16 protein-coding genes and 2 pseudogenes are annotated in these 24591 nt (G+C 71.8%); 14 read left to right on the top strand and 4 right to left on the bottom strand.

Features of this window, described 5'->3' with window-relative positions:
* Positions 1–146: pseudogene (locus ABZT06_RS48405) on the bottom strand (alpha/beta hydrolase); the annotation flags it as partial.
* 501 nt (positions 147–647) lie between these two features.
* Between ABZT06_RS48405 and ABZT06_RS48400 the strand changes: the two are divergent.
* The 8 genes from ABZT06_RS48400 to ABZT06_RS48365 all read left to right on the top strand — a co-directional run bounded on the left by ABZT06_RS48400 (position 648) and on the right by ABZT06_RS48365 (position 11987).
* Positions 648–884 (top strand): hypothetical protein, encoded by a 237-nt coding sequence (locus tag ABZT06_RS48400; RefSeq protein ID WP_355755831.1) that lies wholly within the window; start codon positions 648–650, stop codon positions 882–884.
* A 526-nt stretch (positions 885–1410) separates the two neighbouring features.
* A complete protein-coding gene (locus tag ABZT06_RS48395) occupies positions 1411–2628 on the top strand; it encodes a cytochrome P450 (protein ID WP_355755829.1) in 1218 nt (405 codons plus the stop codon).
* Between the two features lie 59 nt (positions 2629–2687).
* Positions 2688–3653, top strand: coding sequence for an alpha/beta hydrolase (locus tag ABZT06_RS48390; protein WP_355755835.1), 966 nt, complete (start codon positions 2688–2690; stop codon positions 3651–3653).
* A gap of 541 nt (positions 3654–4194) precedes the next feature.
* Positions 4195–5673, top strand: a complete 1479-nt coding sequence (locus ABZT06_RS48385; protein WP_355755827.1) for a ketol-acid reductoisomerase — start codon at positions 4195–4197, stop codon at positions 5671–5673.
* A gap of 270 nt (positions 5674–5943) precedes the next feature.
* Complete coding sequence (locus ABZT06_RS48380; protein ID WP_355755825.1) at positions 5944–6510, top strand: sigma-70 family RNA polymerase sigma factor; 567 nt, start codon at positions 5944–5946, stop codon at positions 6508–6510.
* The gene (locus ABZT06_RS48375) at positions 6507–7721 is read left to right on the top strand and encodes a CU044_5270 family protein (protein WP_355755823.1); all 1215 of its coding nucleotides are present in this window, start codon (positions 6507–6509) and stop codon (positions 7719–7721) included. Before ABZT06_RS48380 ends, ABZT06_RS48375 begins: the two co-directional genes overlap by 4 nt.
* A 130-nt stretch (positions 7722–7851) precedes the next feature.
* Positions 7852–11235 (top strand): S8 family peptidase, encoded by a 3384-nt coding sequence (locus tag ABZT06_RS48370; protein ID WP_355755821.1) that lies wholly within the window; start codon positions 7852–7854, stop codon positions 11233–11235.
* A gap of 329 nt (positions 11236–11564) precedes the next feature.
* Positions 11565–11987: a cupin domain-containing protein gene (locus tag ABZT06_RS48365; RefSeq protein ID WP_355755833.1), complete on the top strand. Its 423-nt coding sequence runs from the start codon at positions 11565–11567 to the stop codon at positions 11985–11987.
* 132 nt (positions 11988–12119) lie between these two features.
* Here ABZT06_RS48365 and ABZT06_RS48360 read toward each other — a convergent pair.
* Positions 12120–12530, bottom strand: a pseudogene (locus ABZT06_RS48360) (tetratricopeptide repeat protein); the annotation flags it as partial.
* Between the two features lie 58 nt (positions 12531–12588).
* Between ABZT06_RS48360 and ABZT06_RS48355 the strand changes: the two are divergent.
* From ABZT06_RS48355 to ABZT06_RS48345, 3 genes are all read left to right on the top strand, one after another.
* Positions 12589–14070 carry a hypothetical protein gene (locus tag ABZT06_RS48355; protein WP_355755820.1) on the top strand — a complete coding sequence of 494 codons (1482 nt, stop codon included), beginning with the start codon at positions 12589–12591 and terminating at the stop codon, positions 14068–14070.
* Between the two features lie 116 nt (positions 14071–14186).
* The gene (locus ABZT06_RS48350; RefSeq protein WP_355755817.1) at positions 14187–14441 is read left to right on the top strand and encodes a hypothetical protein; all 255 of its coding nucleotides are present in this window, start codon (positions 14187–14189) and stop codon (positions 14439–14441) included.
* Complete coding sequence (locus tag ABZT06_RS48345) at positions 14438–14812, top strand: PIN domain-containing protein (protein ID WP_355755814.1); 375 nt, start codon at positions 14438–14440, stop codon at positions 14810–14812. The genes ABZT06_RS48350 and ABZT06_RS48345 overlap by 4 nt, the downstream gene beginning before the upstream one ends.
* Here the strand turns inward: ABZT06_RS48345 and ABZT06_RS48340 are convergent.
* Positions 14790–15125, bottom strand: a complete 336-nt coding sequence (locus tag ABZT06_RS48340) for a prolyl oligopeptidase family serine peptidase (RefSeq protein ID WP_355755812.1) — start codon at positions 15123–15125, stop codon at positions 14790–14792. The two genes, ABZT06_RS48345 and ABZT06_RS48340, sit on opposite strands and share 23 nt — an antisense overlap.
* Before the next feature lie 1989 nt (positions 15126–17114).
* Positions 17115–18521 (bottom strand): MFS transporter, encoded by a 1407-nt coding sequence (locus ABZT06_RS48335; protein WP_355755811.1) that lies wholly within the window; start codon positions 18519–18521, stop codon positions 17115–17117.
* Positions 18522–18716: 195 nt separating this feature from the next.
* On the opposite strand from ABZT06_RS48335, the gene ABZT06_RS48330 reads away from it, so the two are divergent.
* From ABZT06_RS48330 to ABZT06_RS48320, 3 genes are all read left to right on the top strand, one after another.
* Positions 18717–19148, top strand: coding sequence for a hypothetical protein (locus tag ABZT06_RS48330; protein ID WP_355755809.1), 432 nt, complete (start codon positions 18717–18719; stop codon positions 19146–19148).
* 87 nt (positions 19149–19235) lie between these two features.
* Positions 19236–21872, top strand: a complete 2637-nt coding sequence (locus ABZT06_RS48325; protein WP_355755807.1) for an AAA family ATPase — start codon at positions 19236–19238, stop codon at positions 21870–21872.
* Between the two features lie 559 nt (positions 21873–22431).
* Positions 22432–23240, top strand: a protein-coding gene (locus tag ABZT06_RS48320) for an IS5 family transposase (RefSeq protein ID WP_355755805.1) whose coding sequence is annotated in 2 segments (ribosomal slippage) — positions 22432–22779 and positions 22782–23240 — 807 coding nt in all. Because the reading frame shifts where the segments join, the coding sequence is not laid out codon by codon here.
* Positions 23241–24591: the final 1351 nt, after the last annotated feature.

The raw sequence follows: 24591 nt of genomic DNA, 5'->3' as shown, positions 1-24591 counted from the left end.
GTGCCGGAGGTCTGTTCCTTCACCCCGGTTCCGGGGTGGCCGACCACCAGTGCCGCACGCGGACCGGTGGCCGGGAGGTCGGGGAGGTAGAGGTGCGCGGCGATCTCGATACCGGCGCTGTCGAAACTGACACGAGTCCTGGCCATGGGTGACTCCTTGAACGAGAGGTCTTGGTCTTTCGGGTCCGGCCGTTGCGCCGGGCACACATTCACTGTGCGCCCTGGGGCGGGCCCGCGGGAGAGACAGGTTTCTGCCTGGGAAAGAACCTTCCCCCTCGCCCCGGACGCCGAGACCGGTGCGTCCCGGCTGACCCGCGCCGCCGAATCGCCTGCCACCACGGACTGGAGCGGCAGGCCCGCCGGTACGCCCGGGGCGTCGAAGCGGCCGGACTCGGTACCATCGACCGCGCCCAGTCGCTGTGGCTGCACGACCTGATCCCCGGGCGAGTTCGCGGTCGGCCGGGAGTGCGTCGCCGACCTGTGCACGGCGGTCCGCGCCGCCGCCGACCACCCCGTCCTCGCGCAGAAACTGCTGCACGCCGCCGCCGGCCGGTGCTGGTGGCAGCGGGCCGCGCGCCACGAACGGGACCTGGTCGTTTATACGTTCCGGGACCTGCGCCCCGCCCCTGGGACGCCCGGGACCTCGCCGTGCTGGCCCTGACCGACCCGTCGGCCGCGAGCCGCGAGGCACCGGCCGCCGCGCCCCGGCCGTCCGGCACCGGGGAGCTGATGCTGCTCGGTCAGGTCGCCCACCTCACCGGCGACCTCCAGCGGGCGGCGCCGCTCTTGGCGCGGGCGGAGACGACCGCCCGCGCCGAGGGACGACACGGACGGCTGCCGACTCCGCGATTGCCCTGGGACGGCAGGGCAGGGCGTGACCGTTAGGTTTGAGTACCGCCCACACCATATCCACGTGTGTCGCCGTCCAGCTTGCCGCCCGCTATAGGTGTGCTGTCGTACGTCGTCTGGAAGGTGTGTGGTCGGACGGATCGAGAACACGGTTCAGGTGGAGCGGCCCCGCGTCGCCGCGATGCGGAATCGGCCCGGGTCGGTCACAGGCGGGTGCTATCATCACCGTGTGATCATTGAAGTGGACAGAGCGTAGCCTTATCGAAGGCGGCGTCTCCCGCGGACACCCACGCGACAGCCCTCCGCATCCCGGGCGCGGCCCCGGTCTTTGTGCGCAATCGCCTCTCTTGCGTGTCGCCGGTGTGGTTGCCCGTTTTCCTCCGCCCAGGGCCGCTCTCTCCATGCGTCCGTACTCGTCCGCGCGCTTTCCCCTCGCTCGTGCGGTCCGAGCTGCGTGCCGGACCGCACCGACGGCGGGAGGGGTGTCCGGACCGTCACACCGTGCGGTGACGTCGCCTCCGCCTTCGACAGCGATCCCCCACATGCTCACGAGGAGACACCGGTGCCGCACACCACGATCGACGACTTCCCCTTCGAACGCGCCCCCGGCTGCCCGTTCGACCCACCGCCCCGGCTCGCCGCGCTGCGCGCCCACGCTCCGTTGGTGCGGGTACGGCTCTGGGACGGCGGGACGCCCTGGCTGGTCACCCGCTACGAGGACCAGCGCGCCGTGCTGTCCGACCCACGGTTCAGCGCCGATTCGAGCAGGCCGGGCCTGCCCGCGCCGACCGAGGGGTTCGCGGCGCAGGGCCGCCAGGAGGTACGGGCCCTCAGCATGCAGGACGGTCCCGAGCACGCGCGTCAGCGCCGTATGCTCATCGGCCACTTCACGGTCAGGCGGATCAACGCGATGGCTCCGCGGCTGGTGCGGATCATCGACGGCCTGCTGGACCGCATGGAGGCCGCCGGGCCGCCGGTCGACCTGGTGGCGGCCTTCGCGCTGCCCCTGCCCTCCATGGTCGTCGGCGAACTGCTGGGCGTCCCGGAGGGTGACCAGCCCCTCTTCCAACGCGTGTCCGCCACCATGATCTCCCGGGACAGCACCGCGCGGGACTTCACCGCCGCCTGCGGCGAACTCGGCGACTACCTCCGCGGGTTGATCCGTCGCAAGGACGACGACCCGGGCGACGACCTGCTCAGCTCCCTGGTGGTCACACGTATGCGCACCGGACAGCTCACACCCGAGTTACTCGTCGAGACCGCGATCACCCTGCTGGTCGCGGGGCACGAGACCACCACCAACCAACTCGCCCTCGGCACCCTGGTGCTGCTGCGCCATCCCGAACAGCTCGCCGTCGTCCGGGACAGCGACGACCCCGCCCGGGTGGCGTCGGCCGTGGAGGAACTGCTGCGCCACCTGTCCATCACGCAGACCGGACTCGCCCGCGTCGCCACGGAGGACGTCGAGATCGGAGGCCGGCTCGTGCGCGCGGGCGAGGGCGTCATCGTGCCGAACGCCTCCGGCAACCGCGACCCCGCCGTCTTCCACGACCCCGACCAACTCGACATCACCAGGCCGGACGTGCGCGGACACCTCGCGTTCGGCCACGGCCCCCATCAGTGCCTCGGGCAGGCCCTGGCCCGGCTGGAGCTGCAACTCGCCCACCCGGCCCTGCTGCGCCGTTTCCCCGCACTGCGCACCACCGTTGCGGACGAGGACATCGCCTTCAAACACGACATGATCGCGTACGGCGTGCACGAACTGCCCGTCGCCTGGTGACCCGCCCCACGCCGGACGTCCGGCCACCGCGGCCGGACCACGAGGCACCGCCCGCACCCGTGCCGTTCGACCCACAAGCGGCGACCGTCCTGGACGGGTTGGGCGACCTGCGCGGCGCCGAGCCCGTCTCGCCCACGGACGTGCCGCGGTGGCGGGCGCACCTCGCCGCCACCGCGCCCGACCCCACCCTGGAAGAGCTGCGTGACGGCGGCCGCTTCGAGGTCGTGGAACGCACGGTGCCCGGACCCGTCGGAGCGCCGGACGTCCCGCTGCTGATCGCCCGCCCGACGGGGCTGCCCGACGGTGCCCCGGTCATCTACCACCTGCCCGGCGGCGGCATGATCGGCGGCACCTGCCGCACCGGCATGCCCGGTATCCTGCGCGAGTGGGCCGCGCCCCTCGGGCTCGTCGTGATCTCCGCCGACTACCGCCTCGCCCCCGAACACCCCTACCCGGCGGGAGTCGAGGACTGCTACGCGGGCCTGGTGTGGGTGGCACGGCACGCCACCCGCACCGGCGGGGACCCGGAGCGGATCGTGGTGGCGGGCGGCAGCGCGGGTGGCGGCCTGACCGCCGCCGTCGCGCTCATGGCACGGGACCGGGACGGACCCCGCCTGACCGGCCAACTCGCCATGTGCCCCATGCTCGACGACCGCAACGACACCCCCTCCGCACGCCAGATGACCGGCCGCGGCGTCTGGGACCGACGCGCCAACCAGGCCGCCTGGGCCTCGCTGCTGGGCGAGGCCCGCGGCACCGACCGGGTCCCGCCGTACGCCGCGCCCGCCCGCGCCACCGACCTGTCCGGTCTGCCGCCGGCCTACATCGACGTCGGCGCGGCCGAGACCTATCGCGACGAGGTCGTCACGTATGCCACGCGCATCTGGCGTGCCGGGGGCGATGCCCAACTCCACGTCTGGTCGGGCGGGTTCCACGGCTTCGACCAGATCGCCCCCGACATCGCCGTGGCCCGGGACGCCCGCGAGGCCCGGGTCCGCTGGCTCCGCCGTGTTCTGGACCGGTAGCGGCGCACCACCACGGTGCCCGCCCCGCGGCGGCCTGTGGGGCCACACGTGCGTCGAATACCACTGGTTCACCCGTTGGCATGTGAATCTTCTTACGGGACCTGGCACCAGCGGTCATGCAAGACTGAAACATGTGCGGGCTGACCAAGGTGTCCCCCGCATACACCGGAAGAAATCCGTAGGGAATGACGTTGCTCCCCGCCTCCGCACCACTCGCTCGTGAATGCGTGACGCTCACGCGGACATATTGCGAAGGAATTGTGGGGACGCCGCCGCCGTCGCGGGACGCCCCGGGACGACGTCGCGTCCTGGCTCCGACCAGGACACCCCTGCGCGCTGCTCGCCCGGGACGGATCAGCCGCTCCTGTGTCCGTGTACGCGAACTCGACCTCCCCCGGGTGCTTCGACCGCACCCGGGCCGAGTTCCGCGGGCGCCTTCACACAGGCCGAGTCGGATGCGTGGTCGGGGTCTTTTTCCGGCCCTCTGTCCGATCACGCGCTGTTCCGCGCCCGGGAATCATCATCGGACGAAAGTGAACTCATGAAATCGCCATCCCTGGATTTCGAGACCGCGGTTTTCGACAAGGAGTACGTGGCTCTGGGTGATCGCCGTGAGGCGATCGTGCGGGGCGGGCGGCACCTGTTCGACCGGCTGCCGGCGGCGTTCGAGGGGGTCCGTCAGATCGGCGTCATCGGCTGGGGCTCGCAGGGGCCGGCCCAGGCCCAGAACCTGCGGGACTCGCTCGGCGACAGCGTCAAGGTGGTCGTGGGCCTGCGGAGCGGTTCTCGTTCCAAGGGCGCCGCCGAGGCGGTCGGCTTCCGCGAGGAGGACGGCACGCTGGGCGAGATGTTCGACGTCATCGCCGCCTCGGACATGGTCCTGCTGCTGATCTCCGACGCCGCGCAGGCGGAGCACTACCGCGAGATCTTCGCCGCCCTGCGCCCCGGCACCACCCTCGGACTGTCGCACGGCTTCCTGCTGGGCCACCTCTCCGACGTCGGCGAGACGTTCCCTCCCGGGGTGGACGTCGTCGCGGTCTGCCCCAAGGGGATGGGGCCGTCCGTGCGCGCACTGTACGAGCAGGGCGCGACGGTCAACGGCGCCGGGATCAACGCGAGTTTCGCGGTCGAACAGGACGTCACCGGGCGGGCGACCGAGCGCGCCCTGGGCTGGTCGGTGGCGCTGGGCGCGCCCTACACGTTCCAGACGACGCTGGAGTCGGAGTACCTGTCGGACCTGTCCGGCGAGCGCGCGATGCTGCTGGCGGGTGTGCACGGCATCGTCGAGAGCCTCTACCGCCGCTACCAGAGCCAGGGCATGACGCCGTACGACGCGTTCCGGCACTCGGTGGAGACCGTCACGGGCCCCGTCTCCCGGATCATCTCCAAGGACGGCCTGCTCGGCCTCTACCACCGCCTCGACGACACCGACCGGGAGGTGTTCGCCCAGGCGTACTCCGCCGCCTACCCCGTGAGCCTGGAGTTGACGGCGGAGATCTACGACGAGGTCCGCTCGGGCAACGAGATCCGCAGCGTCGTCCTGGCCGGCCACCGCCTGGCCCGCTTCCCCATGGGGAGGATCGACCGGGCGGAGATGTGGAAGGTCGGACAGCGGGTACGGGCCGAGCGCGCCGAGGACCGGGAGGCCCCCCTGGACCCCTTCACCGCGGGCGTCTTCTGCGGGGTGATGATGGGCCAGGTGGACGTGCTGCTGGAGCAGGGCCACCCCTACTCGGAGATCGCCAACGAGTCGGTCATCGAGGCCGTCGACTCCCTGAACCCGTACATGCACGCCCGCGGCATCGCCCACATGGTCGACAACTGCTCGACCACCGCGCGCCTGGGAGCGCGCAAGTGGGCGCCCCGCTTCGACTACCTGCTCACCCAGCAGTCCTACCCCGCCGTGGACGACAAGGAAGTCGACCCCGCGCCGTTCGCGGCGTTCGAGCAGCACGTCATCCACGGCGTACTGCGTACCTGTGCGGAGATGCGGCCGTCGGTCGACATCTTCGTCGAGTAGGAACGTCCCTCCGTCCCGGAGCGGGCGTGATCAGCGTCCGCCCGCTCCGGGTACCTGACCGGATCGGGCGCCGAGCAACACGTGTGCGCCGCTCCGGTGGCCGGACGTCAGCGGCGGACCGCTCCGGGCGCCCGCTCGTGTCGGCCGTTCGAAACACAGACACCATCCCCGGCGTGACGGCCATCACACCATGAGTTTCTCCTTCCCCATGTAAGAAACGGGTCGCTGCGCGCATTGCTCGGTGTGAACACCGAGACGAGAGGAGGGCGCGTGACGGCTGCCGAGCGCTTCCGCAGTGTCTACGAAGAGCACTACCCGCGTGTCCTCGCCTACGCCACGAGCCTGGTCGGACGGCACGTGGGGGAGGACATCACCAGCGAGACCTTCACCGTCGCCTGGCGGCGCCTGAACGACCTGCCTCACCCTCCGCTGCCCTGGCTGCTGGGCGTGGCCCGCAACCTGGTGCGCGAACTGCGCCGCCGGGACGCCGTCCGGTACATGGCCGCCGCCGAGGAGGCGCAACGCCTCACCAGCGGCGGCCAGACCCACGTCGGTGATGTCGCGGTGGTGGTCGCGGACCGGCACGTCGCGCTTCAGGCCCTCGCGAGCCTGTCGGAGGCCGACCGGGAGCTGCTCACGCTCATCGCCTGGCAGGGCCTGAGTACCCGCGACGCCGCCCGGGTCCTGAAGTGCACCGGCCCGACCCTGACCGTACGGCTGTACCGGGCCCGGCGACGCCTGGAGAAGGCGCTGGAGGCGGTACAGGCCGCAGAGGCGGCTCCCGTGGACGGCGTACACACCGCATACCCCCCTCATGGCCAAGGAGCACCCGCATGAAGAACCCCGCCAAGCGATCCGAGCGGCTCGATGGCATGGACCTGCTCGCCGACGCACGTCCCGACGCACTGGACCCCGCGCGGCTGACGGATCCGACGCGGCAGCGGCAGGACCTCGCACGCATCGTCGCCGAACCCGCGGACGGCCGCTCGGCCCGCCGCTGGACCGGCTTCCGCCCGCTGGGAGCGGTGGCGCTGACCGCGGTGGCGGCCTCGGTGGTGGTGGCCGTCGGCACGAGCGGCGAGCAGGCGCCGGGCGACCGGTCCGTGGCCGGGCCGGCGTCCCCCACGACGGCGCGGACGCCGGGTGCCGGCGAGGACGTGCGCGTCGACGGTCACATCGAGCTGCTCAGCGCGGCCCGGAACGCCGAGTCCGCGTCCGCGAAGGGCACGTACTGGCAGACCACCACGCGGTCGCGGTACCTGGACGTCGCCGAGGCGAACGGGCAGACCTTCGCCGTGAGCAACACGTCGACCGAGCAGTGGTCGGTGGGTGTACGGCCCGGAACCCGGAGCCTGATGGTCACGGGTCTGGATGCGGTGATCGAGCCCTGGACCGCCGCGGACAAGGCCCGCTGGCACGCCGCGGGCTCGCCCGACACCGTCGCGATCGACGCCGGGCAGAAGAACGGGACCCGCAGGGCCTACGCCTTGGGCACCGACCGGCCGACGGTCATGCGGACGAACGTCGACGGCGACATCTACGCCGTCGGTCCGGACAACGTCTCCTACGAGGACCTTCAGAAGCTGCCCTCCACCAGCAAGGAGCTGCGCCGCTACCTGGAGGGTCTGTACGCGCGGGAGACCAGCGCCGACAACGCCGGGGCGGGCCGCAGCGCCTTCGTCCTGCGCCAGGCGGGCAACCTCGCGACGATGCCCGTGAAGCCGGCCGTACGGGCGGCGGCCTACCGTGTGATGGCCGAACTGCCCGGAGTCCGGGTGGTCCGACACGTCACCGATCCGCTGGGCCGCGAGGGTGTCGGTGTGGAGTTCCCGAACACGTACCGCACCGCGGCGGGCACCACGCGGCAGCGGCTGGTCATCGACCCGGCGACCGGCGCGATGCTCTGCGACCAGGACCTGCTGGTCGAGCCGTCGGCCGGTGCCGACAAGGCGGGTCTCAAGGCCGGCACCACGCTCAACTACCGCGCGACCACCCGGATGAGCTGGGGCGAGCGCCAGATCACCGTGCCCGAGAACGCCGGGAGCTGAGCAGGGCCGCGAGGGCGCGCGGCACGCGCCGAGAAGCGTGCCGCGCCGCCCCGCGGATCAACTCCGCCGTCGGCCGCGTTCGTTCGCCATCATCCGTGTTTCAGCACGTCATGGGACAGGAGCCCCTTTCATGCGCAGACCCAGCGGGCACGTGACGGGGGCCGTCGCCCTCGCCGTGGCCCTCATCGCGGGCCTGACCGGCCAAGTCGCGGCGTCCCCGCCCGCCGATGCCCGGAGCGGGGGTGGTACGGGTACGGGGGAGGTGTCGGCCACGGTCACGCTGATCACCGGCGACCGGGTCATGATGAACGCCGCGGGCCGGGTCGTGCGGGTGGAACGCGCGAAGGGCCGGGAGCGCGTGCCGATCCAGGTCCGGAAGGTCGCCGGACACACACGTGTGATACCCGGCGACGCCGAACTGCCCCTGGCGACGGACCGGTTGGACCCACGGCTGTTCGACGTGACCGCGCTGGTGGCGGACCACTACGACGACGCGCACCGGTCCGAGCTGCCGCTGATCGTCACCTTCCGGGACCGTGCGAAGCGCTCGACGAGCCCCCTCACCGACGCCGGGGCGAGGGTCGAACGCGCGTTGCCGGTCGTCGACGGGGCGGCGCTGCACGCCCCCAAGAAGCGTGCCACCGAGTTCTGGGACGCCGTGACCGGCGGGGGGACCGAGCGCGGCGGGGACGAAGGCGCCGGGTCCGGGGCGGGGTTCGCTGCCTCGGGGGTGCGGAAGGTGTGGCTGGACGGCACGCTGCGGGCCGCCCTCGACAGGAGCGTCCCCCAGATCGGCGCACCGGCCGCCTGGGCCGCCGGCTACGACGGCACCGGCACCAAGGTCGCGGTACTGGACAGCGGGGTCGACGCGGACCACCCGGATCTGGCGGGCCAGGTGATCGCGGAACAGAACTTCTCCGACTCCCCGGACGGGGAGGACCGCTACGGCCACGGCACCCACGTCGCGTCCATCGTGGCCGGCACGGGGGCCGAGTCCGGCGGCCGGTACAAGGGCGTCGCCCCGGGTGCGAAGATTCTGGACGCCAAGATCCTGAACGACCGGGGTGCCGCCGAGGAGTCCACCGTCCTGGCCGGCATGGAATGGGCGGTGTCCCAGGGCGCCGACGTCGTCAACCTCAGTGTCGGCGCCACGGACACACCCGACACCGACCCCGTGGAAGAGGCGATCGACCGGCTCTCCGCCGACACCGGAACGCTCTTCGTCGTCGCGGCCGGCAACGACGGACCGGGCGAGGGCACGGTCAACACACCGGGCAGCGCCCCGGCCGCGCTCACCGTCGGCGCCGTCGACGACGCGGACCGGCTCGCGGACACCTCCGGCCGCGGCCCGCGCGTCGGGGACAGCGGGGTCAAACCCGACCTGACCGCACCCGGTGTCGCCATCACGGCGGCGGCGTCCCCCGGCAGCACACTGGAGCACGCCTACCCCTCCGACACCCCGGGCTACATCACCCTCGACGGCACCTCGATGGCCACCCCGCACGTCGCGGGGGCCGCCGCCCTCATCGCCCAGCAGCACCCCGACTGGAGCGGCGGGCGTCTCAAGGCGGTGCTGACCGGTTCGGCCGAACCCGGCGCGTACAGCTCGTTCCAGCAGGGCACCGGCCGGACCGATGTGGCGCGCGCCCTGAAGCAGAACGTCGTCACCGAGCAGGGGCCCCTCGACTTCGGCGCCCAGCAGTGGCCCCACGACGACGACAAGACGGTGACGCGGCAGCTCACCTACCGCAACCTCGGTACGCAGCCGGTCACGCTGGACCTGTCCGTCGACGCCCGTGCGGTGAACGGGGGGACCGCCCCCGACGGCATGTTCACCCTCTCGCCGCAGCACCTGACCGTCCCGGCGGGCGGCGAGGCGAGCACCTCGGTCACCGCGGACACCCGGGCCGGCACCACCGACGGCACGTTCGGCGGCTCGGTGTCTGCCGTCTCCGCTGACGGCGAGGTCAGGGTGCGCACCGCCCTGGGGGTGGAGCGCGAGGTGGAGATGTACACCCTGTCGCTCAAGCACCTCGACGAGAACGGCGAGCCCACGGGCGACGCCGTGACCGACGTCCAGGGCGTGGACAGCGACTTCCACGCCTCCTACGCCGACGAGGAGGACGGCGAGGTCACGGTCCGCCTGCCCAAGGGCGACTACTCCCTCCTCGACACCGTCCACCCGGGATTCGAGTCCCCGGTGCACGCCCTGCTGTTCCAGCCCAGGCTGCGGCTGGACGCGGACACCACCGTCACCCTCGACGCTCGGCGGGCCCGGCCGGTCCGGGCCACCCTGCCCGAACCGGCGGCCACGAACGTCGACGCCATGGTCGCCCTGGGATGGCAGCGCGGCACCGGTCTGGACCCGGGGCTGTTCTCCTACGCCTTCCCCGACTTCCGGAGTTTCACCGTCGGACAGATCGGCCCCGCGCTGCCCGCCGACCAGGCGTTCGCCCAGTACTCGGGCACCTGGAGCGACGACGGTGCGAGCGGCGGGACGCCGGTCGCCTACCACCTGGCCTGGCAGCGGGCCGGCGACCTCGGGGGCTTCACCACCGAGGTCCGGCGCGAGCAACTGGCCGAGGTCGACTTCAGCGTCGGCGGGACCACCGCGGGCGGGCAGGCCGACATCCTCGCCCAGATCCTCACCCCCGCCGGGGAGCTGACCTCGCTCGGGTCGGCCGTCACCGGGGACCTGCCGCTGCACGGCACGCACTACGTCCTCGGCGACGGCATCCGGTGGAACTTCCTCGTCCTGACCGGCGCCGGACCCGACGACGAGTTCTGGACCACCCGGGCCTACCGGGCCGGCCGGCACTACACCGAGCGGTTCAACACCGGTGTCTTCGGTCCGTCGCTCGGCGACACGAGCACCGCGCCGCCCATCGTCACCCCCGGCATCTCCCGGAACGGGAACGTCATCAGGGCGTACCTGCCGCAGTACAACGACGGTGCCCGCCACTGGAACACCCACTCCGGCACGCTGCGGGAGAGTTCGCTCCTGGTCGACGGCAAGGAGGTCGCCGAGCCCGGCGGCGTCTCCCCGGCCGAGGACCTCGCCCGGTACACCGTCCCCGCCGAGGACGGCGCGTACCGGCTGACCCTGGACAGCTCCCGCGACCCCGAGGTCGAGTCGGTGAGCACCCGGGTCAGGTCGGTGTGGACCTTCCGTTCCGCGAAGACACCGGAAGGCGCCTGGTCGGCGCTGCCCCTGTCCGCGGTCCGCTTCACGCCCCGGCTGACGCCGGCGAGCACCGCGAAGGCGGGCGTGCGGTTCGAGGTGCCGTTCCACGTCGAGGGCGCCGCGGCGGGAGAGCGGCCCAAGAAGCTCGCCTTCACCGTCTCCTACGACGGGGGGAACACCTGGCAGGCCGCCCGGGCCGTCGACGGGACGCACCTGGTCCTGCGGCACCCGGCCGGCGCCGGGTCGGTCTCCCTGCGGGCCGAACTGACCGACGCCCGGGGCAACACACTGGTCCAGACGATCGAGCGGGCGTATCTCACCACCCCGTAGTCCCTCGGACCCGCTGAGCGGCGTCGGCCCGCGCACGGGGGGCGGGCCGACGCCGCGCGCGTTGCGGGTCGGCGCCCACACCTGTGAAACAGCAGGTGTGGGCGTCGTATGGCGATTGCACGGAAGGTGTGACCACGGCGCCCCAGTTCGGCACACGTGTGTCAACATCGGCATGGCACGCGGCACGTGGGTTTCTGCGGTTCCGGCAGTCCCCGCGGTGCCTCAGAGCGTGCGTACCGCGATCCGGCGCCTTCTCCCCCTGGGACGCAGCTCGGCTGCGCGCGCCGGACAGTCACCTGAAAGGTTCGGTTCCCTTGCGCAGGAATCTATTGAGGTCGGGAGCGATCGTTGCCGCGGCCGTCGCCCTGTCGTTCGGTGTGGGCACCGCGTCCGCCACTCCCGGCGGCCCGGGAGTGACGGCGAAGGTCATCTCCCAGACCACGTTCGGCGGGAAGGACTACATCCTCCGGGAGATCACCGTTCCTCCGGGCCAGAGCACCGGCTGGCACTACCACGACGGGACCCTCTACGGTTTCGTCCAGAAGGGCACGCTGAGCCACTTCGACTCCGACTGCGCGTCCGACGGCGTGTACAAGGCCGGCAGCGCGCTCACGGAGCCCTCCGGTTCCCAGCACGTGCACATCGGGCGCAACCTCGGCACGACCGACATCGTCCTGGACGTGCTCTACGTGCTGCCGCACGGGGCTCCGCCGTCGGAGGACGCCCCCAACCCCGGCTGCGACTTCCAATAGGAAGCGGCCGTTGTCCCGGCCGGGCGGAAAGCGTTCCGCCCGGCCCCCTCCCGGCTCACGGCCCGAGGCCTCCGCCCTGGCCCGCATCTCGGCGGCGTGGGCGATGCGCAGGCCGGTGAAGAGTTCGGCGGCCTTCAGCCAGCAGGCCCTGGCCTCCTCGGTGGCTCCGCGCCGCTGGTGGACGGTGGCGAGGTTGTCGAGTGTCTCGGCCTGGTTGTAGGTGTCGAGGGTCTCCTCGAAGAGGTGCAGTGCCTTCTCGCAGTCGTCGACCGCGGCGTCGAGGTCGTCGAGGCCGAGCCGGGCGACACCGAGGGTGCCCCAGGCCATCGCTTCGAAGCGGCGCTCCCCGGTGTCCCGCGAGACGGGCAGCGCCTCCTCGCACAGCGCGACCGCCTCCTGGCAGTCACCCATGTCGGACACCTTGAAGGCCAGTTCGAGCAGGGCGCGGACCAGTTCGTCCGGCCGGCCGAGGGTGCGGGCGATTGTCAAGGCCGTACGCGCGTGGGCCAAGGCCTCGTCGTGGCGCTCCAGATGGCTGCACACCCAGGAGGCACGCCGTTCGGCGCCGGTGCGGTGCTCCGCGGGGAGCCGGGACACGGGGTTGCGCTTCACGCACCCCGCCGCGGCCGACGCCGTGGTGCACGGCGTCGGCCCGGCTCCCTGCCGTGCCGCGCACGCGGCTCTGGCCGAGGTGATGGAGCGGGACCCGGTGCGCCGCGCGTGGCACTCGGCCCAGGCGGCGGAGGGGACGGACGCGGGGCTGGCCGCCCGGCTGGAGGCGGTGCACGGCGACGCGCTGGAGCGGGGTGAGCCGGTGACGGCCGTCCGCATGCTGCGGCGCGCGGCGGACCTGTACACCGCGCCCGAGGACCAGGGGCGCTGTGCGCTACTGGCCGCCCGGCTCGCCTACGACCTCGGTTCGCGGCGCATGGCGCGGATGCTGGCGCACCGGGCGCTGCGGCACCCGCTCGGGCCGCTGGGCACCCTGTGCGCCCAGGTCCTGGCGGGCCAACAGGACGAGACGGGGGACGAGCGGCGTTCCTGCGCGGACCCGGCGAATTGGCCCGTGCCGGAGGGCCCGCGCGAAGAGGAAAACGCGCTGGAGCTGGCCGGGCTCACGGCGCCCGGGATCACGGCCGACGCGGAGCGCTCCGAGGCGCTGCTGGTCTTCCTCGACCGGATGCCGTGGCGGGCGGCCGATCCACGCCTGGTGCACGCCCTGGCGACCGTGGGCGGCACGTGGTGCGCGGGGGTTGTCGTCGCTCGGTTGTCCGCCGCCTCGGACACGCACGTGGTCCCCGTACGCGACCTGGAGCGGCTGGGTGAGGCCGCCCTGCTGGCCGGGGCGGCGCTGCGGGCGCTGGACCTCTACCGGCAGGCGGAGCACCGGTGCCGCTCCCTCGGCCTGGACGACCGGCTGCCGCAGACGTGGCTGCGGCAGGGGCTGGCGCACCTGCTCATGGGCGACTGGGGACAGGCCGGGCGGTCGTTCGCGCGGTGCGGCGAGACGGCGGCGCACCGCGGCCGGGACCGGCTCGCGTCGGCCGCGAGCCAGCTCGGACGCCTGGTGCGGGGGCTGCGGGCGGGCACGGTGTCCGCCGTCGACGCCGCGGACCTGGCGGCCGCCCGGCACTCGGTGCGGTTCGTCGACGACGTCGTCGCGGTCGCCACGGCCTGGGCACGGGTGGAGGGCGGCGACTTCGCCGGTGGTCACGCGGGACTCCTCGCGTCGAACTCATCGCCGGCGCGGGGCACCGTCTGCTGTCCGACTACCGCTTCGACCTCCGCACCGGCATATGGCAGCACCGAGCGTTCGACGCCGCTCCGACAACCGGGCCGAGGGAAGCCGTCGTCTCCGCTCCGCACGCACCTCGCGCCGAGCGGTCGCCTGAGGGAGCCCTCGTCGCTCACCGGGAGCGCGCCCGCGCCATCCTCCTCGGCAGGCACGAGGACACCCCTGTCCCGGACGCCCGGCTGGCGCCGGAGATCGATGCGCTGCGGTGGTTCCCCTTGCCGGCCGTGTCTGTGGGCGGACCCGTGCGTGAGTGCTGACCGCGGCCCGATTCCCGGGGGACCCAGGTAGAGGGACCAGGACGCCCGGCGGTTCAGCGCGGTGCGCGCCGGAAGACACCTCCGGCCGGGTCGTCACCCGGCCGGAAAGCTCTGCGCTTCCGTTCTACCGGCGGTAGAATCGATGGCATGAGCAAGCCGACGAGTATCAAGACCAGCGAGGACGTGCGTGACCGGCTGCGCGTCCTGGCCGAGGAACGGGGCACGACGATCACTGAGCTGTTGGAGGAGCTCGCCTCTCGCGAACTCACGCAGGCAGAGCGGGAGGCGCGCGCTGTCGAGGCCGCCCGCGAGCTCGGCGTCGAGTACAGCGAGCAGGTCCGGCAGGTCGGCCAGGACGCCTGGGCGAAGGTCCGCGCGCATCAGGGCGGCGCCGCCGCGTGAATGTGAAGGCAGTCCTGGATCACACCGCTCTGACCGCTCTGTACCGGGCGGATCCCTTCTTCACCGGTCTCTACATCGAGGCCTCACGCGGCACCGGCCGCGTCATCCTCCCGTCCCTGGCCGTTGTGGCCGCCGAGCGGGAGGCCGCTGGGGCTGGCCGGCACGCGGCGTCCCTGCGGTTCGCGGAGAACGTCCCCTTCACCGCCGCGCACGCGGTCGACACGATGGGCTGGGCCGATACGGACTGGCCGGTCGCTCACGCGGCGGCGATCGCCTGGCACGCGCTCAAGGCGGGTGAGCCGCTCACCGTTCTGTCACTCCGGCCCGAGCTGTACGCGGGCACCGGCATCACTCCGCTGAATCCCGCCTGACCTGCGCTGCCCGAACTGCCCGGCTGCCCGGTCGACGGTGGGCAGGAAACAGGCTCACGACGGCGCCGTAGCTGGTGCCGGTGACCGCGATCCGCGTGGGGTCGGCCACGCCGCGGTCGACAAGGTGGTCGACCCCGCTCAGCAGGTCCTGTACCGGCGCGCCGAGCATGTCCCCGATGACCGAACGCGTGAACGCCTCCCCGCGGCCGTGGCTGCCACGCGGGTTGGGATGCAGTACGGCATACCCTCCGATGCCAGCAGAGGTGCGAGCGGATAGCGGTCCGAGTTGCCGACGCCCCAGCAGTCGTTTCACGACGACACGGGGCCGCCGTGCATGTTGATGACCAGTGGGTACGGCGGCGGGCCGTCGGGGACGACGAGCTGGCCCTCAATCTGTTGTCCGTCAGAAGACGTCCAGGAGAGACGGTCCAGGAGACCTCTTCCATCTTCCCGGCCCGGTCCCGCACGAAGGCCGTGCCTTCGTGAGCGGCGTCGAAGACGGTACGCGTCTTTGCCTCCGGGACGGTGACCAGACGCGGCCACTCTTGTAGGACTCGAGGAAGCCGTGGAAGCGGCCCGCTGTGTCGGTACGGACCTGCGGGGTCAAACCGTGAAAGGTCCGGGTCGTTGACCGGACCTCGGTGACGGTGGCCCGCTCCGGATCTATTCGTCCGATCACGGACACAAGCCCGCGCAGTCCCGCATATCCGAGGTGCCCCCTGCCGGGAAGTGGAGCGATGACACGTGCACGCCTTGCGTGTCGAGGGGCACCGGTGCACCGGGGGTGGGGCTTCGAGAACCTGCTGCCGTACTTGCGGCGCAGGGAGACCGCTGCCGGTTGCGACGGCGCCGTGCGCGGACAGGACGGCCCGCTCAGGGTCGGACCGTCGGGTACACCATCGGCTTCTCAGTCATAGTGCCCCCAGCCGCGCTTCGGTGCGACTTGCTTCGCAGGACACGACGGTGGCCGGTTGGTGGACCCCAACTGCTCTGCCGACGAGCGTGACATCACCACGATGACGGTCAGGTCGGGCATCGACAGGGAGCTCGGCGAGGCCACCGCCCTCGCTCCGTGGCGCGGTATGGAGGCACAGCCCGTCCCGACGTCACGCACTGGGAGTCGTCACCGCCCGGAATGAAGACGGCCCGCGCTTCCAGAAAGCGTCCCAGCTCCTCGCGGCCCTCCTCCCTCCCGTCCGGTCTCAGAAGGCGACCGTACTGGACGTCCTCCTCGACGCGGCTCGCACCCGGCTGGAGTCGGTCGCGGTGACCGGCCCGACGGGGGCAGACCGAGCGAGGCGGGGCCGAACCGACAGCCCCTTCCGATTGTCGACGACCGGTGCACCCTCGACGTACACCCGGGTGGAACGGCCGTCGTCGATCACGGCCAGATGCCACCACGTGGGCTCCACGAGACCGTTCGGCCATGCTGATCAACGAGTTGCGGGGCCCGGGGAAAGGCCGGGTTCCAGTTCCTTCCCTCGGGACTGACGCCTGATGGCCTCGCCGTCCTTGTACGCGCTGTGCGAGGACGGCGAGGCCGGTGTCGGAGCGTTCGCCGTGCCCCAGGCGCTTGACCGTGACGGCTCGTGTGCCGTCGCGCGCGGCCGCCTTGGGCAGGTACTCCTTCAGCAGCCAGACTGGTGGTTGATGGCGGGGTCGAAGGTGGGACGACGATCCGCTGCCGGGCGATGCGCAGGAGTTCGCCGACGCCGGCTTCCAGGTCACTCCAGTGATGCACGGTCAGCAGGGCCATCGACGCGTCGGCCGAGTCGTCGGAGAAGGGGGATCGACTCCGGGCCGGTGCGCGGTGGGCAGGTGGTGCAGATGCTGGGCAGCAGACGCACCGGCTGGTTCGCCGCGGTGGTGGACTCCTTTGGCAGTACCACTCCAGCGCCCGCTCCCGGCTGTCGACCGGTACGAGCACCAGTCCCGGCAACGGCGCCCTTGGGGAGCCGGAGGGCGACCGTGCGGGGGTACCGGTTCGCCGTGTGCGCGTTCTGGGACGGGTAGTCCACCGGACGCTTCTCGGCCTCGTGCCGGTCGTCCCCCTCCGCCTCGGCGCGTTCGGCTCCGCAAGCACGTAACCGAATCGTGCAGTATGTAACGGCTGGCGCCGTCCCGGACCCGAGCCCGCCGCGGCCTCGGTCGGCGCCGAGAGCGACTCCTCGGACGATGCCCCGGCCGAGGCGTTCCATCCCCTTTGAGGCCGAACTGGTCCGCGACAAGGGCTCGTTGACCGGCGCCACCGGGCAACCCGGTCCCCACGGAGTCCGGGGCTTCACGAGACTGAACAGCAATCTCAGATGCGAACTGGCGCACGTACGGCCTGCTGTTCAGCGGCCTGCTGGTTCTGGGAGCGAAGCGCCAGACCGGCCAACAGAACCCCGATCAGCAGGTCCGCGACGGTGACGCAGGCGGCGATGTGCATACGGCCGATGAAGCCGGGGCCGTTCAGGATCGTACCGATGACCGCGATGCCGAACAACGCGCCCGCCTGCCGGGCGGTGTTCTGCACGCCGGATGCCAGACCGGAGTGGTGCGCCGGGGTGCTCGAGATGATGATCGTCGTCAGCGACGAGAGGACGAACGTGCTGAACACGCCCAGCAGAACCATTCCCGTGGCGGGAACCAGGTAGTTGCTGTCGTGGTCGGTCAGGGCGAACAACACGCCGCCCACAGCGCTGCCGACCATGCCCACCAACAGCATGACGGGGTGCCCGAAGCGACGCGCGAGCGGCTTGTAGAAGAGGAAGGTGGACGCGACGGTACCGGCGGTGGCGGGCAGGAGACCGACGCCGGTCGCCCCGGCGGACCAGCCGCGCGCCTGCTGGAAGTAGAGGGACAGCATGAACAGCACGCTGTAGAAGGCGAAGCCCATCAACGTCGCGGAGAGTACGGCCGCTGTGCGCTGACGGTGGGCGAAGAAGCTCGGCGGCAGCAGCGGCTCGTGAACGCGGTGCTGGCTGATCACGAAGCCGATGGCGGCGAGGATCCCCAGAGCCAGCGGCAGCAGCGTGATGAGCGATCCCCAGCCGGCCGAGCCCGCGGAGGTGATGCCCGCGGTGACCAGGCCGAGCGCGGCGATGGCGAGGAACTGGCCCAGCTTGTCGGGGCGGGTGGCCTGCTGCGGGACGGTCTCGGCGACGGAGATCGCGATCAGCGCCACGGTCACCACGCCGATGGGCACGTTCACCAGGAACACCGAGCGCCAGCCGAACGCGTCGACCAGGAGACCTCCGGCCAGCGGGCCGACCGCGATGGCCAGCGTCGAGGTGGCGACCCAGGCCAGTGCGGCGCGCTGGCGGCGTGCGGCCTCGGGAAACAGGTGCGGGATCAGCGCCAGGGTCGCGGGCAGCAGTGCGGCGGCTCCCAGCCCCTGGAGTACACGGCCACCCACGAGGACCGCGGTGGTCGGGGCGGCGGCGCAGAGCGCCGAGGCGACGGTGAACATTGCCAAGCCGGCCAGCAGCAGTCTCTTCAGGCCTATCCGGTCGCCGAGTGCTCCGGCGGTGAGCAGCAGCGCGGCCAGTACCAGGGTGTAGCCGTTCACCGTCCACTGAAGGCCCGCGATTGAAGCGTGCAGGCTGTCGCGGAGGTCCGGCAGCGCCACGTTGAGGATGTTGGTATCGAGGATGATCATGAAGTAGCCGAGGCAGATCGCAGCGAAGCCGAGCGCCGGCCGCTGGGCCGTCGGTGAGCTCGTCATGGCCCCTCCTTGTGTCGATGGTCCGATGTCCACGCACCATGCTTTCCGGGAACGGCCGACCGGGCTTCTGTCAAAATGACTGGCTTTGCCCCGCGCCGGGGCCGGTCGAGGTGACTGGGGGCACGAACCGACGGCGGCTCGGGCCAGTCGGTCTGACGGATGCGGGAAAGGGGGTGCGGTAGGCACTGTGGTGGCATGAACGTCCGAGAGGAGACAGGCATGGACGGCATGATCACCGCCCGCGGCGGCCGGACCGCGGCCGCGTACACGGCAGCGGATCTCACCGAGCCGATGCTGATCGTCTATCGAGGATCGGCGGCCGTCGTGGAGATCGCGGCCCTGCTGGCGTCCGGACGCACAGCCGTCGTGCTCGCGCCCGTGCCCGGCACCACCCCCGCCGACGTCGAGAGGGCGGAGCGACTCGCGCATCAGGGTGCTCTGCTGGCCACCGAACTGGGAATCAAGGCCGTCCCGCGCGGGGAGGCGGGAACCAGGCCGGCCTGGCAGGTGGTGGGCGACGTCGCCGAGGCGACCAGTGCCTGGCTCGTGGTGGCCGGCCCCGAGGCCGAACCCCTGGTCGGGCACATCGAGCGCCCGCTGCTGGTGATACCGGATCACCCCGCGTAACGCGTGGGTGCGGATGTCCCGGCACCGTCGGGCCTCTCGACGCCGCCTGCGGCGCCTTCCCGCCCGTCTGCGAGAATCCCTGGTGTGATGGGCCGCGAACTCTTCGGCCGGGAATCGGAGACCGCCCGGCTCGACCTCCTGATTGCCTCGGTGTCCGACCACGGCGAGGCGCTGCTGCTGCGCGCCGGTGCCGGACTCGGGAAGAGCGCCCTGCTTCACTACGCCGCCGACCGTGCCCAGGAGCGCGGGCTCCGGGTGCTTCGGGCCACGGGCGCCGAATCGGAGACCGACCTGGCATTCGCGGGCCTGCACCAGCTGCTGCGGCCGGTCATGGACCGCCTGGACACGTTGGTGGAGGCTCAGCGCACGGCGATCGCACAGGCTCTGGGCCTGTCCACCGAGCGCTCCGGCACCGACCGCTTCCTGATCTCCGTGGCGGCTCTCAACCTGCTGAGCGAGGCCGCGCCCGTGCTGGTGGTCGTCGACGACGCGCAGTGGCTCGATCCCTCCTCGGCGGACGTGCTCCGGTTCGTCGCCCGGCGGCTGGCCGATGAACAGATCGGACTGCTCATCGCCGAACGCAGCGGCCACCCGGACACCTTCGGCGTCAGCGAGCTGCCCGAACTCAGAGTCCCCCCGCTGTCTGACGCGGCCTCGGCCCAGATGCTCGCCGCCGCCGTCACGGTCCCCTTGTCGGCCTCGGTCCGCGACCGCCTGCTCGGCGAGGCCGCGGGCAACCCTCTGGCCCTGACGGAACTGCACCTGAGCCTGAGCGGAGCAGAGCTGTCCGGAGCGGTGCCGCTGTCCGACCGCCCGTTCTGGTCAACCCGCCTGACCACGTTGTTCATCCACGGGGTGCAGCAGCTTCCGCCGCCCTCCCGCGCGCTGCTGCTCCTCGCCGCCGCGGGCGAAGCGCTGCGCCTGGACGAGTTGCTGCGGGCGGGCAGAGCCTTGGACGCCACCGCTGCGGACCTGGAGGCAGTCGAGGCCGCGGGGCTGGCCAGTGTCCACGACGGCGCGCTGGTCTTCCGCCACCCGCTGATCCGCTCCGCGGTCTACCAGAGTGCCCGCTTCGTCGAACGGCAGCGCGCCCACCAGGCGCTGGGCGACATCCTGGCCGAGGACCCCGACCGCAGTGTCCTGCACCGGGCGGCCGCGGCCGCCGGAAAGGACGAGCCGACCGCCGCGGCCCTGGTCGCGGTGGCCGAACGGGCACAAGCCCGCGGCGGTCCGGCCGAGGCCGCCGCCGCGCTCGTGCGTGCCGCCGCGCTCTCCCCCGACAAGCAGGCCGCGGCGGCCAGGCAGGCACAGGCCGCGGAGATGGCCCGGCTGTCGGGGCGGCTGTCGTGGGCGCGAAACCTCGCCGAGGAAGTGTCGGCGGACCCGACCGACAAGCAGTTGCAGGGCCAGCTCGCCTACACCCTGGCCGCCATTCACAACGAGTCCGGCGAGCTGGTCGCGGCGGCACGGACCCTGCTGCACTCGGCCCCGGACACGGTGGACCCGCCGATGGCCGCGCTGATGCTCTCGCGAGCGGCCTTCTTCGCCTGGAACGCCGCCGACCGACCGCTTCTGGCGGAGGTCTGCGGTCGACTGCGTGAGGTGGAAGTGTCGCCGTGGCTCAACGCGGCCGCGGTCCTGGACGGCCGGCAGGCCCCACCCGACCAGGCACCGCCCGAAGAGCTCCCCGTATGGCTGCGGTTGCTGGTCACCTACAGCGCCTGGATCCAAGGCGTGCGCGGTTGGACGGCTTCGACAGCCACGCAGATGGTGGCAGAGCTGCGGTCCAGCGGCTCGGCCGGCGAACTGCTGGTCGGGCTGGAGGTCCTCGCCGAATCGGAGGCCGAACTCGGCCGGGTCGAGAGCGCCCGGCTCGCGGCGGACGAAGGACTGCGGTTGGCGCAGGATCTGGGCGGTGATCTGCACGCCAGCATCTTCCGCTCGATCGTGGCACTACAGGCGGCCCGAGCCGGTGACCGCGCCCGGGCCGAGGAGATGGCGCACTCCGCCTTCGCGTGGGCGGCCGCCCGCCGGATCGGCAGCGTCGCCGCACGCGCCACCTGGGCGCTGGGGCTGCTGGAACTCTCCGGTGGCGACGTCAAGGGCGCGTACCACCACCTGTCCCGACTGATCTCGCCCACCGACGTGGCGGCCCATCCGTCCATCGCGGCCCGGGCGGTGGCCGACCTCGCCGAGGCCGCGGTGCGTGCCGATGCGACTGGCGGGCTCTCCGCCGACCTCCTGGCGTCGGGCACCGCGCTGTCACTTCGGGCCCGCGCGCTGCTCACGCCGGGGCAGGACGCCTTCGGCCTGGCCCTCGAAGCGGCCGAACAGGCGGGGGCGCCCTTCGAGATCGCCCGGACGCGGCTGGCGTTCGGTGAGTGGTTGCGCCTGGAGCGCCGGGGCAAGGAGGCCAGGCCCCAGCTCCGGGGCGCCTTGGACGCCTTCGAGGCGCTGGGCGCGTCAGGCTGGGTCGAGCGGGCCAGAAACGCCCTGCGCTCGGTCGGCGAGAGTGCCCCCGTACACAGATCCAGTCTCGCCACGCTCCTCACCCCGCAAGAGTTGCAGGTTGCCACGCTGGCGGCGCGGGGGCTGTCCAACAAGGAGATCGGGGCACAGCTGTTCCTGTCGCCGCGCACCGTCGGCTACCACCTCTACCGGCTCTTCCCCAAGATCGGGATCGCCTCACGCGCCGAACTGCGCGACCTGGATCTGCTGGGGTGATCTCCGGCCGCCCCTGCGAGCACGGCTTCTGCCGGGGCTGGGGGTGAGCTGCCCCGAGTTCCGCGGAGTCCGCAATTGTTCCGCCAGGAACCGCCCGAGGTCCCGATCACGTCTTCGGCGGCGGCTTGGAGGAAGCCGACCCCCACTCCGACGCCGGCTCGGCCGCCGTCCACCCTGCTTCCCCGCTATCGGTGCAGGACAGTCTCGTGACCGTGCCTGTGCCGAGTGGGGTTCGCGACGGGCAGGCCGGTAGACAGCCTGCGATGCCCGGTCCGGCAGCAGCCGGGCAGCCGGGGAGGCATACGACCGTCACTCCGCGGCCGACGCAGGATTCCTGCTACGGCAGCAGGCCGAGCACTGCGTGTTCAGCGTGGTGGCTGCGCCATCGCTCGGCGAGGGCGCGGTCGTTGAATGTGCCGATCCGGCCGGAGCAGCACCGGTTGTTGTTGGTTGCAGTGACACCGCTGAGCCGCAACCATGCTGCTCTCACGGGAGGAGTTATGCCCTTGGGCAGTAAGACGTCATTTCAGTTGGTGTGATCTTGCGGCAGTCTGGGGTGATGACTGCTGCGCTTGTCGAACGGTTGGCGCCGGAGGGCCTGTGGGAGTTGTTCCAGCGGGTGGTCCCGCCGGCGCCTGAACGCCCGCAGGGCGGAGGGCATCGCCGACGAGGAGATCGTGAGGTGCTGGCCGCGATCATCTTCGTGGCTACCTCAGGCTGTACCTGGAACCAACTGCCGCCGGGCTTCGGCCTATCGGGGGTGACCGCCTTTCGCCGGTTCACCGAGTGGAGCGAGGCCCGGGTGTGGGCCAAGCTCCACCGCCTGGTCCTGGACGAACTCGGTTCCCGTGGAGAGCTGGACTGGTCGCGGTGTGCGATCGACTCCGTCAGTGTCCGGGCCCTCAAAGGGGGCAGCTGACGGGACCGAATCCGACCGACCGCGGCAAGAAGGGTTCGAAAATCCACCTCATCGTGGACCGCCGTGGCCTGCCCCTGTCGATCGGCATCTCCGCGGCGAACCTCCACGACAGCCAGGCACTGATACCGCTGGTCCGTGGCATCCCGCCGATCCGTTCACGTCGTGGTCCCCGACGTCGCAAGCCCGGCAAGCTGCACGGGGACAAGGGATACGACTACCGCCATCTGCGACGATGGCTGGCTTCCCGTGGCATCCGGCACCGCCTTGCCCGCAAGGGCCTCGAATCGTCCCGACGCTTGGGCCGGCACCGGTGGGTCGTGGAACGGACCGTGTCCTGGCTGTCCGGCTGCCGCCGGCTCCACCGCCGCTACGAACGCAAACCGGAACACTTCCTCGCCTTCACCGCCATCGCCGCAACCCTCATCTGCCACCGCAGACTCACCAACTGAAATGACGTCTAAGCCTGAGCCGGGCCTTGGGTTTTGGGAGCGACTGCGAGATGCACTCGGCTTCCGGTCGCCCGAGCCGTACGTACTGCGCTGCCGCTCGTGCAGCGCGGACCTCCCTTCCACCGTTCTTACCCCCCGCGGTTGTCCGACCTACGGGGCCAACGACAGCGGGCCGTAGCAGCCGCGACGACCATCGTTGTTCTGGCTGGTGCCGCCCCTTATTAAGGCGCCTACTCACATGTCGAGGAGCAGGTCCGCCAGGTGCCCGGCGCCTACCGTCAGTTGCTGGCGGTTCTCGCGGGGCGCCTGGCGGAACTCGGTGTGCTGCGCCCCGGACTGAGCATCGAGCGCGCCACCGGCATGCTGTGGTTCCTGCTCGGTCTGCCGCCCTGGCGCCTGTTCGTCGTGGAACAGGGCTGGTCCTGGGACGAGAACGAGCGCTGGCTCGCCGAGCAGGCGGTCGCCGCCCTCGTCGGCACGCCTACAACCTCGGCTGGAAGATCGCGCACGTGCTGCGGGGGCTCCCGAGGCGCTGCTCGACAGCTACGAGCAGGAGCGGTTGCCGGTCGCGGCCGAGGTGCTGAACGTGTCCTCCGAGCTCATCACCCAACGCGTCCGGGGCGTCGTACCAGGCGGGTCTGGTGGCAGTGACACGTTGCAGACTGAGGGTGTGCTACCCGGTCAGCGACCTCAACGGGTCCCCTCGCGACGAGCATGCGAGCGAACCCCCGTACGTGCAGGCGGCCGACCGCGTCCCCGACTCCGTGGTGTACAGGGCGGACGGTACGGCGGTACGGCTCTTCCGCGGCCCGCACAGCACCGTACTGGCCTTCGGCTCACACGGCGCGAGGACCGCAGACGCCCTCGCGCGGACTTCCCGGACCATCTCACTTCCGCCACCCCGCTGCCGAGCGCGGCGCCCGACGCCGGCCTGGCGACCGCGCTCACCGACCGTGAGGCAGCGCTCACCAGGACTACGGCACCGACGGCGACACCCTGCTCGTCATCCGCCCCGGCGGCTATGTGACCCCGCGCACCACCGACCCGAACGAGACCGTAATCCTCGACCTCCTGCGCCGGTTCCTTCCTGGGCAAGGCGGCGACGACTGACGTGCGGACCGGCCCGGCTCCCCGCCACGGCAGCACACCGCTGAAGCGATCGGCTTGCTGCCAGGCGGGGTGGTGGTGGCTCGACCGGCCGTGCGCCCGGGAGCCAGAGGAGCGGTCCCTCCGGGCGCGCTCCCGCCCTGCGGTGCGGGTCACTTGGTGAGGTGGGTGGTGAAGTAGTCGGTGAGCTTGTCGACGGCGGGGTTGATGTATTCGCGCTTGTCGTAGAGGTCGACGTGGCTGG

The organism is Streptomyces sp. NPDC005483, assembly GCF_040606035.1.
Lineage (GTDB): Bacteria > Actinomycetota > Actinomycetes > Streptomycetales > Streptomycetaceae > Streptomyces.
This window is presented reverse-complemented; position numbering and strand designations above follow the sequence as displayed.

What these genes read in the sequence shown, in the direction of transcription:
- ABZT06_RS48330 (WP_355755809.1), top strand. Translation starts at nt 18,717, where the DNA reads ATGAACGTCCGAGAGGAGACAGGCATGGACGGCATGATCACCGCCCGC.
- ABZT06_RS48350 (WP_355755817.1), top strand. Translation starts at nt 14,187, where the DNA reads ATGAGCAAGCCGACGAGTATCAAGACCAGCGAGGACGTGCGTGACCGG.
- ABZT06_RS48385 (WP_355755827.1), top strand. Translation starts at nt 4,195, where the DNA reads ATGAAATCGCCATCCCTGGATTTCGAGACCGCGGTTTTCGACAAGGAG.
- ABZT06_RS48325 (WP_355755807.1), top strand. Translation starts at nt 19,236, where the DNA reads ATGGGCCGCGAACTCTTCGGCCGGGAATCGGAGACCGCCCGGCTCGAC.
- ABZT06_RS48375 (WP_355755823.1), top strand. Translation starts at nt 6,507, where the DNA reads ATGAAGAACCCCGCCAAGCGATCCGAGCGGCTCGATGGCATGGACCTG.
- ABZT06_RS48370 (WP_355755821.1), top strand. Translation starts at nt 7,852, where the DNA reads ATGCGCAGACCCAGCGGGCACGTGACGGGGGCCGTCGCCCTCGCCGTG.
- ABZT06_RS48335 (WP_355755811.1), bottom strand. Translation starts at nt 18,521, where the DNA reads ATGACGAGCTCACCGACGGCCCAGCGGCCGGCGCTCGGCTTCGCTGCG.